General features: G+C 45.5%; 9 protein-coding genes. 4 read left to right on the forward strand and 5 right to left on the reverse strand.

Annotated elements, in window-relative coordinates:
• Positions 1-8 precede the first annotated feature (8 nt).
• Complete coding sequence (locus XI25_RS14565; RefSeq protein WP_046679229.1) at positions 9-1,460, reverse strand: helix-turn-helix domain-containing protein; 1,452 nt, start codon at positions 1,458-1,460, stop codon at positions 9-11.
• Positions 1,461-1,823: 363 nt separating this feature from the next.
• On the opposite strand from XI25_RS14565, the gene XI25_RS14570 reads away from it, so the two are divergent.
• A complete protein-coding gene (locus tag XI25_RS14570) occupies positions 1,824-2,585 on the forward strand; it encodes a DUF4253 domain-containing protein (protein WP_046679230.1) in 762 nt (253 codons plus the stop codon).
• Positions 2,586-2,741: 156 nt separating this feature from the next.
• On the opposite strand, the gene XI25_RS14575 is transcribed toward XI25_RS14570, so the two are convergent.
• The gene (locus XI25_RS14575; RefSeq protein ID WP_046679231.1) at positions 2,742-4,535 is read right to left on the reverse strand and encodes a helix-turn-helix transcriptional regulator; all 1,794 of its coding nucleotides are present in this window, start codon (positions 4,533-4,535) and stop codon (positions 2,742-2,744) included.
• Between the two features lie 300 nt (positions 4,536-4,835).
• Here XI25_RS14575 and XI25_RS14580 point away from each other — a divergent pair, with 300 nt between their 5' ends.
• Both XI25_RS14580 and XI25_RS14585 read left to right on the forward strand, forming a co-directional pair.
• Positions 4,836-6,995 carry a serine hydrolase domain-containing protein gene (locus tag XI25_RS14580; RefSeq protein ID WP_046679232.1) on the forward strand — a complete coding sequence of 720 codons (2,160 nt, stop codon included), beginning with the start codon at positions 4,836-4,838 and terminating at the stop codon, positions 6,993-6,995.
• 155 nt (positions 6,996-7,150) lie between these two features.
• Positions 7,151-8,140, forward strand: a complete 990-nt coding sequence (locus XI25_RS14585) for an effector binding domain-containing protein (RefSeq protein ID WP_046679233.1) — start codon at positions 7,151-7,153, stop codon at positions 8,138-8,140.
• A 203-nt stretch (positions 8,141-8,343) separates the two neighbouring features.
• Here XI25_RS14585 and XI25_RS14590 read toward each other — a convergent pair whose 3' ends face one another.
• Both XI25_RS14590 and XI25_RS14595 read right to left on the reverse strand, forming a co-directional pair.
• Complete coding sequence (locus XI25_RS14590; RefSeq protein WP_046679234.1) at positions 8,344-9,417, reverse strand: hypothetical protein; 1,074 nt, start codon at positions 9,415-9,417, stop codon at positions 8,344-8,346.
• Between the two features lie 276 nt (positions 9,418-9,693).
• Positions 9,694-10,272, reverse strand: coding sequence for a TetR/AcrR family transcriptional regulator (locus XI25_RS14595; RefSeq protein WP_046679235.1), 579 nt, complete (start codon positions 10,270-10,272; stop codon positions 9,694-9,696).
• A 285-nt stretch (positions 10,273-10,557) separates the two neighbouring features.
• On the opposite strand from XI25_RS14595, the gene XI25_RS14600 reads away from it, so the two are divergent.
• Positions 10,558-11,760, forward strand: coding sequence for an MFS transporter (locus XI25_RS14600; RefSeq protein ID WP_046679236.1), 1,203 nt, complete (start codon positions 10,558-10,560; stop codon positions 11,758-11,760).
• A gap of 161 nt (positions 11,761-11,921) precedes the next feature.
• Here the strand turns inward: XI25_RS14600 and XI25_RS14605 are convergent, their stop codons facing one another.
• On the reverse strand, positions 11,922-13,010 hold the full coding sequence (locus tag XI25_RS14605; protein WP_046679237.1) for a low temperature requirement protein A: 1,089 nt from the start codon (positions 13,008-13,010) through the stop codon (positions 11,922-11,924).
• Between the last annotated feature and the right edge of the window lie 54 nt (positions 13,011-13,064).

The following is a 13,064-nucleotide window of genomic DNA, read 5'->3' on the forward strand; positions in this document are numbered from 1 at the left end:
ATGAGGTCTCATGGTTGCATTAATTCCTTGCGGATATTTTCCAGGTCCCGTTTGGTCGGTATCGTTGAAATGATGACCACGGGTACCGTATTCAGCTCAACGGGAAACGTGCTGATCACAAAATCGATGCCGTGCTTCCGAATCATCTCATCGGTAAGACCCTCCATAATGGAGGTATTGATGATCAGCTCGTCGCCGATTTCATTCTTGATGAGCTTGGCCACGTAATGGCGGATGGAGAATTCCTCGCCGATCAGCAGAAACGCCTTTTTGCTGTTATAGCGCAAGCTGGAGCCGATCAATAGCGTCAGCTTCGTCAGATGATAGTCGTTATACAGAATACCGGGATACCGCTGTCCCCATTCCTGCATGCAGCTCTTTACGCTTTGGTACATGGGACGGCATTCTTTTTGGACATAATCTGTCAGGCTGCTTGTCGAGATCGCTATCATATCGGGAAGCGCATTTTCCAGCCGGAGCTTCTCGAAGAAATCTCCGATTTCCCAGATGAACCGGTCGTTCATATCAATGGCAGGGAACGCGGCAAGCGCCAGCATGAGAAAATGATTGACGATTTGATATTTTTCCTCTTGGATCTGCACGAGATTTGTTTTCTCCATCGATATCATCGTGCTGACTTTCGCGTCATCATAATAGTTGTATTGGCCCAAATTGAACATGGTTTGAAGAAACCGGATTTCGTCCAGCGGCAAATGAATGGCGTACCGCTGCTCCAGCGCTCCGGCCAAGGCGGCAACGGACGGGTGAAGCATGCTGCTCTCCCAGTCATAGTGCCCTTTGGGAACGTCCGCATATTTGCCCTGCAGCACTCTGGTGATCATGATCGCCGCCAGAAAGGACAGGCTTCGCTTGGCATTGAGAAAATACACGATGTCGTTCTCCGACTCGATCGTCGTAATGTATTCATGGATCTGAGCTTGGTCCATGTTAACGAATGGCCAACCGGAAAATTCGTAGGCATCGTAATATAATTTCCAGTAAAAATAACGGATATTGATTTCAGTGCCTTTGACCTCGGGCATGGAATACGCGATCCGCAAATGGTATCGCTTCAATTCATGGTTGTTCAACCGGATAATCAGCTTTTTCAGCGAGGAAGAGCTCATATACAGCTTGTCGGCCAGCTCTTCCAGTGAGTAGTGTCCCCCCTCGGCGAATAGCAAATCGAGCAGTTGATAGAAGGTTCTCTGCCTGTACATGGAGGAAATGACTTCGCCAATCGCCACATTCCGTTTCTCATAATGGAGAATGACGCCTTTTCCCCGGGAAATCTCAATATGAATCGAAGGAGGAAGCTCCTGCTTGGTTTCGTCGATAATTTTACGGATCGTTTTGTCCGATACGCCAATCTGCTCCTCAATCTCGGCCAGGGTAAACCATCGATATTCGGAATCGAGCAGGGTCAACAGCTTTTGGGTCAATATAAATTCCTTTTCCATGCGTCTGTTCTCTCCCTTACTGAACGAGTCGGTTAGATGTCAGTCGTCTCACAAGTTGATAGACCTAAGTATGGGACGGAATGTGCGTATTTATAAATAGCCGCGTAAAACATTCGGAAGGCTTCCCGTTTCACGCGGCTTACAGTCCATGTACTTTTTCTTATTTTAATAGATATGTTCCTCGACAAGTATGCTTATAAGTAATGGTAATGGGCTCTGGAGTTTTAATCAATCGGTATATGCGAGAAGCCTTCGGTCGTATGAAACGAAAGGGAGCGGCATAAATGCCTTTTTCGTGATATAGTGGGAATGACAATTTATGGTTGGTTGTGAAGATTATTGTGGAAAATGAGGTCGGAAAATATGATAAAAGAGCTCGCCGAATATTTAAACGAATGCGAAATCGAGATTAGAGCCGTCGAAGGTTTATCCTTACCGATTGCAAAAGAAGAACATCGAAGCCTTCTCATACTTCCAAGCTTTAATATTTTGGAGATGATGGAGGAAGCGGTAGAAGATGCCGGTTCGCTTTCATCCTATGTACGCCACCAGCTGGAGGAGGCAAGCGGTTTGCAGGTTGATGACGCATGGCGGATAATAGTGGAATCCGAGTTGGCTTACTCCGATCTTTCACCGGAACAGAAAGACATGAACGGTAAAGACTTCGAAGAGATTTTTAAAGCCTATGCTTTATTGTGGGAAGATAGCTCCCTTCTGAACGAGCAAATTTGCGATTCAGCAACAGCGCCTTTTTCGATAAATTCTGATTGGATCGAGCAGAGATCAGAAAATGACGAAATCATCATTCTTCATTTACCTGTCCGTTCGGGGTATGAAGCACCTTTATGGATTCCGATGGGAGGATTTAATGAATGTCCTCTGCCTCTATATCAATCGCTTATCTTTAAGCATTGGCAGGATCGGTACGATATAACGCCGCTTGCCGTGTCGGAAGATACATGGATCATTCAAGCCGGCAAATGTCCTGAAACCGAGGAAGAAGCCTTAAGGCTGGCCAAGGAGCATTTTATTTTTTGCAGTTATGCGTTGGAAGGCTGCCCTACGCTCGGGCATTATGCAGATGATTTGATGAAGCACAAGGTTTGGTATTTTTGGTGGGATTAAAGCCAGGGGCCACAACCACAATTGGAAAAAGCTGTCCGGAAAGTAGAAAGTCTACTTTTTAGGACAGCTTCTTTAATGTTCTACGTCATATCCGTTTTTAGCGCATGATATCAAAATGATCTATATCGAGAGTACCATCGGAAGATTCTCCAGCGCCTACACGATATTCTCCGTTCGCGCCATTTCTATTGCTTCCTCGCGGTTGTTGACGCCGAGCTTGGAGTAGAGAGTCGAGCAGTAATTGCGAATTGTTCCCTCCGATAGAAACAGCTTGGCGGCGATGGACTTATAGCGCAGTCCGCTCGAAAGATGCTCCAGAATCTCCATCTCGCGTTTCGTAAGCCCGTACGGGTGGTTTTCCTGACTTGAGCTGATCTTCTCCAATTGCTCACGTTGTCGCTTCATCTCTTCGAAAACTTGCGCAGCGACCGATTGGTCGATCCAGGTTCCTCCGCTAAAAATAAGTTTCAAGGCTTCCTTCATCTCCCGCGGATGAATCGACTTCAGCATATAGCCTTTCGCCCCGCGCTCCAATGCAGTGGCTGCCTGCAAGGAATCCTCAAACGTCGTCATGAGCACAACCTTCATATCAGGCCATCGTTGTTTCATTTCAAGTAAAGCTTCAAGCCCGCCCATTCCCTGCATACGAACATCCATGAGCACGATATCCGGTTGGGACCGCTCACAGTGTTCCAATGCTTCAAGCCCGTCCCTGCTCTTGCCAACGACGATAAAATCAGAATCCTGATCCAAAATTTGTTTTAAGCTGTCGGTAATGATCGCCTGGTCATCAACGATCAACAGGCGGATCGCGTCATGTACAGGCTCTGTCTGCAACGGAATATTACATATGACGAACGTTCCTTGTCCAGGCACGGAATGAACGGACAGCGTGCCGTGAAATAGTTTAAGCCGCTCCTTCATCCCACCCAGCCCAAATCCGAATTGGACTTCTTCCATTCCGATACCGTTATCCTCGATCTGTAACCGGAGCTGCTGACTATCGAAATGCAGCTGAACGGTTATCACGCTTGCCTGGCCGTGCCGAACCGCGTTGGTTAGAGACTCTTGAAGGCAGCGGTGTAGACAAAAATTTATCTTTTGTATAACAAGAGTCTCACTGCCAATTACACGGAAATGGACTGTTATACCTGTCGACTTCATAAACTCCTCGATTAATTGCCGCAGCGATTCGCTTAACGAACGGCTTAATGTAGTATGAGAGAGCTGGTGCAGATGCTTTCGGATATCATCCAGACTGTGCTGGGCGATACCGACAAGCGAATCGATTCTCTCGATCTGCGGATCCGGCACGGACGATCGCAGCGATTCGACGCCGACGATGAGCGAGGTAAGCGCATGGCCAATCGTGTCATGCAGCTCATGTGATAGCCGGCTGCGTTCCTCCATTAGCGTAAGCTCCTCGATCCGTTTAATATGCTGCTCCAGCAACAGCTTCTGCTCTTGAATAATCTGGGCTTGCTTATGGGACTGAATCAATATATTGAACGCGAAGCCGATGGCAAAACCAAGGCTGCAGCTAACGATAAACTCATACGGAAGACGATCCGCGATCCAACCGTTCAATGCCGGGAATACGATTCCGCAGAGGATACCTGTCCACATGTAAGTTCTTCGACTGCTCGCCAAGCCGATAACCATCACGAGTAAAACGAAAGACCAAAGCAATCCCGGCGCTGCGTAGGCTAAATAAAGATGAAAAAAGCCCGCTGCCGTGACTTCGACTGCAAGATACCTGTCTTCTTTCCTATGGCGGACGATTAATGGAACGAGGTAAACGACGAAAGCAAGAGAAAGTACAATCCATAGCGGCGCATCGATCAATGAGGGATGGATAAAATCAGCGCTTGCGACAATGACCAGCCAAAGCGTTCGTATAGTCACAAGTATCCAATCATACCAGAACCATTTCTTTATTATGGAAAACACGGATTATGCACACCTGCTTATATATTTTTGCAAATCAATTTCCGGATAATTCAGACCTATCATGCACCATAACTTTCCGATTCGTCAAGCGAAAGAGGGGGGGACGGTTTAGAACTTGGCTGTAGTAGCCAAGCACGTCACATGAGACGGTTGACAGTTTGTCATACGGTATATGTGACAGGTCCAAGTACGATGTCATCCAAAGCTTAGCGGTTTCATCACTGTCCGATTTAACAATTTCGGGGGTAGGGTGAAGGAGTGAAGCAACACAACATTCCAAAATAATAGGAGCGATGCGTTATGAAATCATTCACCACTCAAAAAGGAGCTGCGCTTACTTTAACAGCCATATTGGCGGGTACACTGGTATTCCCCGCTTATGGAACTGCTCGTGCGGCAGTTAAGACGCCAACCCAACAAGCTATCGATAAAGTTGCCAATGCCGACAATATTCCGGGCGTCATTGTTGTCGTAAAGAAAGGAGATGCTAGCTGGTCGTATGCCTCCGGTGAAGCGAATATCGAAAGGAACCATAAGGTAGACGCCGACTCCGCTTTCCGGATCGGAAGTACAACGAAGACGTTTGTCGCTACGGTTGCCTTGCAGCTTGCCGGCGAGAAAAAGCTAAGCCTCGATGATACGGTGGAGAAATGGCTGCCGGGGCTCGTGCAGGGCAATGGATACGACGGCAATAAGATTAAGATTCGTCAATTGTTGAATCATACAAGCGGAATTCCAGATTATTTGACTCCAGAGCTTAGGGCAAAATTACTCGCAAATCCAAGCGCAAATTATACAGCCGAACAGTTAATTGACCAAGCCTTGGAGCAAAAGCCCATAACGGGCTGGTCATATTCAAACGCGAATACGGTTATTATGGGGCTCATTATCCAGAAGGTCACCGGGGAAACGTATACCGGGCAGATCAAGAAAAGAATTATTGAACTGCTTCAGCTTAAAGAAACGTTCCTCCCCGGCAGCTCGGCGGATATTCCGAAAAAAAATGCTCGCGGCTACCTGAACACTGGAGATAAATTAGTGGATATTACCACGCTGAACCCATCGTTTACTAATGCCGCCGGGGAAATGATCTCGACTGGGGAAGATATGACCACGTTTTTCCGCGCCTTATTGGGCGGCAAGCTGTTGACACCGGAGATGCTGAAGGAAATGCTGACCAGTACAGCCGACTCTCCATTTGGAAAGTATGGACTTGGCATACACCAAACCAAGCTGCCGGACGGGACAATGGTATGGGGACATGGCGGCGGCATTCCCGGATTTACCAACTTTGCAGGCGGAACGGAAGGCGGTCAACATGCCATTTCGATAAATATCAATGTACTGGGCGATGCGGATAAACATATTAATGATATTTTAGCGTCGGAATTCGCAAGAGAACCCCAAAAAGAGCTCACGGAAAAGGAAAAGAATAGCAAGCATCGGGAAGAAGTCAAACGCGTCATGGATGAGGTGATAACGAGCAAAAGAGTCCCAAGTGTCGTGGCTGGCGGACTGCAGGATGGGGAACGCTGGTCCTACGCTACAGGTACAGCCAGCTACGAAGTACCGCGCCCGGTGGAGCCGGATTTTTCATTCCGTATCGGAAGCATCACGAAGACGTTCACCGCTGCCGTTGTATTGCAGTTGGCCGAGGAGAAACAATTGAGCCTGGATGATTCGGTCGAAAAGTGGCTGCCGGGGGTCATAAAGGGTAACGGGTATGACGGCAACAAAATTAAATTTCGTCAGTTATTGAACCATACAAGCGGGCTTGCTAGCTATACGGATCTGGATATGCGGGATATTACCTTGCCCCAAAATCCATTCCGTTACTATTCCGTCGATGAGCTTATCACCTTGGCACTTGCAAAACCGCCTGTATTTGCGCCAGGGGAGGGCTGGAGCTATTCCAACATCAATACAGTACTAGCCGGTCAAATTATTCAAAAGGTAACCGGGGATACGTATGCGGAACAGATCAGGAAACGATTCATCGAACCCCTCGGGCTGACGGAGACATTCGTCATGGAGAATAGTTCCCATATTCCGGGTAAGCATGCCACAGGATATAATATGGACAGAACGGGTCATTTGTATGATATGACTGAGATGAATCAATCATGGGCAAACGCAGCCGGAGATATGGTTTCAAGCGTCAAAGATTTGACCACCTTCTTCAGTGCGTTGTTGGGCGGAAAGCTGCTAAATCAAGAGATGATGGACCAGATGTTCACAACGGTAGATTCACCTATGGGCAAAGTCGGACTAGGGATTTTTGAAGGAAAAACTCCGGACGGGCAATCCTATTGGGGGCATGCCGGCGGTACTTTCGGATTTGAAACGAGAGCCTTCGGACCCAAAGGCGGGAAGCATATTTTGGTAACGGCTATCAACTCGGTAGCACCGGAAGCCACGGAGGCCCATAATAAAATATTAAATAAGGAATTTGGCCGTTAAGTTGAAAGCCGACATCGCGCCCTTTATTCGAGGGCGGGTGTCGGTTTTCTTGCTGCGATTGCGGAGTCCGAGAATTCCATTCAAAGTAAAATCCGTTTCCATATCGGTTGACTTTGACGCCGTGTCGCACTTTAGGCTGGTAAAAAGGAGGAACTATGGAGCTCCAGACTATTAGCGAGGTTACAAAAAACTATCAAATCTCCACAAGAACGCTTAGATATTATGAGCAAATCGGGCTGCTACAGAGCGTAAAGAAGGAGGGGTATGCTTATCGCGCTTATGATCCATATTCGTTGAAACGGTTGGAACAAATATTGATATTACGGAAGCTGAGAATTCCATTAAAAGAAATTCAGAAAATCTTGCAAGGCGAGGAGTCTAGGGTAGCAATAGCCGTTTTTCAAGAGAAGATCAAAGACCTAACCAATGAAATAACGGCATTGGCTGCTGTAAAGGCGGTCATTGAACAATTCGCAACCTTTCTAAAAGAAAATGCTGAAGTGGAGATGAGCCTAGGATTTTTAGCTGATGAAACGATTCTGCAAATCATGGATACCCTTCCAGCAGCAAAAACAAATCTTAAGGAGGAAATAACCTTGAATGATTTGAATACGGCCGACAATCATTTATCCAAACTCAAAGATGTAAGAATTGTATATTTACCCCCTACATCGGTAGCCTCCATACACTTGGTAGGTGGGACAGCGGAATACGACACAGGAGTAAAGCTTCAACAATTTATGATTCAGACCAATCTTGCCGGTAAAAAGCCGGATCTGCGTCATTATGGCTTTAACCATCCGAATGGAGTTAAACCTGACGGATCTGACCATGGGTATGAAAGGTGGATCACCATTCCGGATGATATGGAAGTACATGAACCATTTGCTAAAAAGAAATTTTCTGGAGGTTTATATGCTGCCCATATGATACCCATGGGAAATTTCGAGGAATGGGGTTGGCTTGCCGAATGGGTAAATAACAGCAATGAGTACGAACCAAACTGGGGTGACCCTGATTGCATGAATGGTTCTATGGAAGAACATTTAAACTATATCAATCAATATCATCTAAGCAATGAAGATATGGATAAATGTTTGCAATTGGATTTGTTGCTTCCAATCCGATCAAAGTTGAGTAAATAACACGAGTTTACGAATTTGTTGTAGAGGTACTCCTAAAGGGTATCTCTCTCTTTTTTATCAAACTTGCCGTTACAGACAGAGCGGAGAACAGTATCATAAGCACGGCGAAACAGTTTTATTTAAGCTAGTTCCTTCATTTTTCGGTCACAAGAATATGAGGATGAGCGCATAGCTTGATCTGCTAATCACCCGACTGCTTTTGACTAGAGGTAAATCCTTCGGGCCTCCTCGTTGAAGAACTCGATGACATTCTTATATTCGGCAATGTCTATATGGTTTTGCCTCATAAGCTTCTGAATAAAAATGGTATCCGTAAAGATTTTATTGATGATCTTTTCGCACCATAACGGAGTTCCTTTAAAGTACTCCACCAAATCATGAATTTCATCAAACTTAAAGTACAGGATATAACAGACATAATTTTGAAGCAGCGTACTGAAACAATGATCGCGATAGGCGTTAGAGCGATTGTCGGAGAGAAAGTCTCTCATGGTCCCGAATAACGTTGTTTTATTTTCGGAGTAAATCTGTATCAAATCATCAACGTTATTGATCAGCCGCAATACAGCCTCTAATCCTTCTTCCGGAGGCATGGCCAGCTTGGCCGATTTACCCTCTATGGACTTTAACAGCTCCAACGTGAGATTTTTGCAGGCATTGATTTCATGCGGGGCTATGAACAATTTGTCTCTATGCTTGTCGAGATTCTCGCTGTAGTAATCGTGATATAAAGAAAAATAATGCTCGATATTGATATTGGTTTTCGTATGAATCAAATCCTGCCCGCTGAATGAAAAGGAATAGAGGGTCTCCTCATTAACCGGGTGAGCATAAAGGTAGAAAAAGAAGAAAAAGTCTCTTAATTGATGTCTTTGTTCATCGTTCAATCCGGCAGCATCAGTCAATTGAGCTAATTGAAAAAAACAATAGTTCTTCATAAAATCATTCATGGCGTTGAACGGATTCTTCTTAGCAATGGACGTCGTCGCGTTGATCGTAAACAACAGATAATATAGTATCAGTTCATCATATACATCCAGCTGTTTAAAAAAAGCCGAGAGCACAGGCTTCCAGTCCGGATTCACGGTGTAATTGGGATCTCTCGGTTGCAATTCATACGCCCACTCAACAAACGACTCATTCTTACGATCGACAAAGAATAATTCTGTGCTGTCGTCTTCGCAAAAGCAGTATTCAAACCCGTCCGCTTGAACGGACGGCAATTCCCTGTTGAATTTTATATTTAGATATTCATTGTATAGTGATTGAAGTTTCATCAGTCATATCCTCGGTTCCTATAGGATTCAACTCGTAATAACGTATTGGCCGGATGATCTCTTTATCCCTTCCTTAGAGATATACGACATATAGCCGGGCATTCCTCTAGTACATAGATTGACGAGCGGTGGGCTTGAAGAAGCGAAAATTGCTTTTGTGGCGTTTGCTGCTGGAACGTGGGTATTTTGAGGACCGGAAGCAAGCCGCCAGTAAGGGTCATGTTGAACAAGGTGTGAAGTTTCCGACCAGAAAGTCCGCATTTCGACAAATGCGACTCAGGTAGAACGGATTCCTTCAAATGCGTTTATCACCAAATGTTGCACATAGGGTTCGTCCAACGTTTCGCCTGTCACAAGCAAGCGATAAAAGATCGGCCCGTAAATGAGATCAATGCATATGCCAATGTCGAGATTTTTTTTCAATTCCCCGCGTTGAACCCCTTTCTCCAAAAGACTCCTTGCCTCAAGTCGGCGGGGACGGAAAAATCGGGTTCGATAGGCCTCCGCCAATCCCGAATCAAACTGCCCTTCTCCTAATAACTCCGTAATGATGGTCCCCTCGCGACTTATCAAAAAACCGGTTAAATTCGTGGCGTGAATTAAAATATCATTAAATGCCGAACCCGTATCAGGCACGGGCAATCTGGCCGTGGCGGCATGCAGGAACCCATCCATGACCACGGCAGCCTTGTTAGGCCACCATTTATAAATGGTGGCTTTGCTAACTTGAGCACGCTCGGCAATTTTATCAACGGTGACGGCTTGAAAGCCATTTTCCAACAATAACTCATAAGATGCGGAAAGGATAGACTTTTGCGCTTCCACATTACGCGGCCTGCCTCTTTTGCCGTTCATCGTCATCCTCCTCTTTCGTCATACATATCTTAACGGACAAAAATAAACTATACGTTCAGTATACCCATTATGAACAAAAAATAAAGTGAGATCGCCTATTTACAAAACTAAACGTTCAGTATATTATTTTGTTATTAATTTATAAACTACACGTTCAGTATTTAAATATGCCGAAAGGGAGGAGCTACCATGAGAAGAAATCCGCATGGAATTGTAATTGCATTGAAGCAATGAAGGTACTGACCGTAGTAGAACAATATATTTCTATATAAGGAGTTGCCTAAAATGACTGCTTTAAGAAAACAAACCATCGAGAAAAATATCCCGACATGGTTAACCATACTTCTGGCTGCCGCATGCGGCATCATTGTAGCTAATCTTTACTATGCGCAGCCCTTGGTCGGGGTCATCAGTTCTTCCATCGGGTTGTCCGCAAACAGTTCTGGCTTTATCGTGACGTTAACGCAGATTGGTTACGTAATCGGCTTGTTATTTATCGTACCTATGGGAGATATCGTTGAAAATCGAAGGCTGATAGTCGTATCTTTGCTTCTCACAGCGGTTGCCCTTGCAATCACCGCATTATCGAAACAAGCTGTTCCGTTCTTAGCCGCTTCATTTGTCATCGGTTTAGGGTCGGTCGCTGCGCAAGTACTCGTCCCTTTTGCGTCATACCTTGCATCCGAATCTTCACGCGGTCGCGTTGTCGGCAATGTCATGAGTGGTTTACTGCTTGGCATCATGCTCTCGCGTCCTTTGTCGAGCCTGGTAGCCGACTTCTTTGGCTGGCATGCCGTATTCGTTGTGTCTGCCACGGCTGTTTTTGTTTTGGCAATCGTACTGTCGAAGGTGTTGCCTACAAGAAGGCCCTCGTCAGACACATCCTATGCAGCCCTGCTCGGTTCGATGTGGCACTTGCTGCGAACAACTCCGATCTTACGCCGTCGGGCTGCATATCATGCATGCGTGTTTGCGACGTTCAGCTTATTTTGGACAACAGCACCGTTACTGTTATCCAGCCCGCTCTTTCATTTTTCCCAGAAAGCCATTGCGTTGTTCGCGCTTGCCGGAGTCGCGGGTGCAATAGCTGCCCCTGTGGCTGGACGGTTGGCCGACCGCGGCTGGACTAAACCCGCAACAGGGATCGCACTCGCTACGGTCGTCATTTCTATGTTGTTGCCGCTTATGATCCGTACGGGCTCATCCATTGGAGTAGCCGTTCTCGTCGTTTCAGCCATATTATTGGATGCCGGCGTATCCGCAAATCTTGTGCTTGGACAACGCGCGCTCTTTTCGCTGAGTCCGGAAATTCGAAGTCGTCTGAATGGGCTGTTCATGGCTATTTTCTTTTTTGGCGGTGCCATCGGATCCGCAATTGGGGGGTGGATATACGCTACGGGGGGATGGAGTGCAGCGTTATGGATTGGAATAGCTTTCCCCATCATTGCCTTGCTTTATTTTGGCACGGAAAAAAAGCAGTTTCTATGAGCAGGTTTCTTTAAAATGATGTCTTACCAGTCGGGAGATGCCTGGCTGTGCTGCAACGCGCACGGAGTTTGACCTCTGTTGTAAAAACAAAACCATCCCGAGAATTTAACATTCCGGGATGGTTTATCGAAATCCTTAAGAATTCCGGGTGTTTCACAAAATCAAGTTGTTAGTTTCGCATACGCGATAAAGAACACCATGATCTCTCCGACGATCGCATAATTAGGTACATGATAAATCAAGTCAAACGTTATAAAGCAACCCAATAATCCCAATAAAACCGCCAAATGATAGGGCTTTAACCGTAAATGCTTGTGTCTGTACAGGTGAAACACCAAAGAGGTCGAAAAAAAATAAAGAAGTACGGACCCAAATACAAAAGTCAACATGAATGGATAATTTAGCTTGTCCTGATATAACAACTGGATTGAAGCAGCGATCATGCTCATGGATAAGTAGATGAATAAGTGTCCATAAATAATCGTTTGGCCAGCGGTTTGTATTTCCTTGCTAACTTTGGTTTCAATATTATCGAAGTACTGCCACCATACGGCAATGACTAACAGACTTGTAAATGCGACAAACAAAATCGATGGCAGATCCCAGTTGCTGAACTGCAGCACGGCCAGAATGCTGATGACGGATTCTCCTAAAAGAATGAGCGTAAATAAGGCAAAACGTTCAAATAAGTGAGGGGTATGGATTGGTGTTTTTACCAGGTGTCTTCGCCCGATGACGGGGAGTATAACATCTACAGCAATTCCCATATATAAAATGACGTACCGGATCCATGAGTCAAAGAAAAGCGAACAAGCTGATATCAATATCCCGATCAAAAAGTGGGTTCCCAGATAAGAAGCTGTCGATTGTTGGTGAGCGGCTTTGGATTTATGCACCAAAAGATATTGAATGGCGGTCAGCGCTCTCGAACCTATATATCCTACAAAGAAGGGAATATAGTATTGATCGAAATCAGGGGATAAGCTCGCTGTCATGATTAAAACAAAAAAGAGTTGAAGGATGATTAATATTCTATGTATAAAGATATCTTGACCGAATCTGTTTACAAAGAGCGTTTGTCCTACCCATCCCCACCAAATCGGGATAAAGATTAAAACAAATTTAACTAAATATTCAATGGGAATGACCCCATGGTCTGCATGTAATAAGACATGAGTAGCTTTTGAGACGGCCGCGACAAAAAGAAGATCATAAAAAAGCTCTAACCAGGTGACTTTTTTCTCAACCATATCCTCTACAATCCCCCCATTGACGCATGTTTTCTACAGAATAAGCTAGCTGAA

Origin of the sequence: Paenibacillus sp. DMB20, from assembly GCF_000987955.1 — a bacterium.
Lineage (GTDB): Bacteria > Bacillota > Bacilli > Paenibacillales > Paenibacillaceae > Paenibacillus_AQ.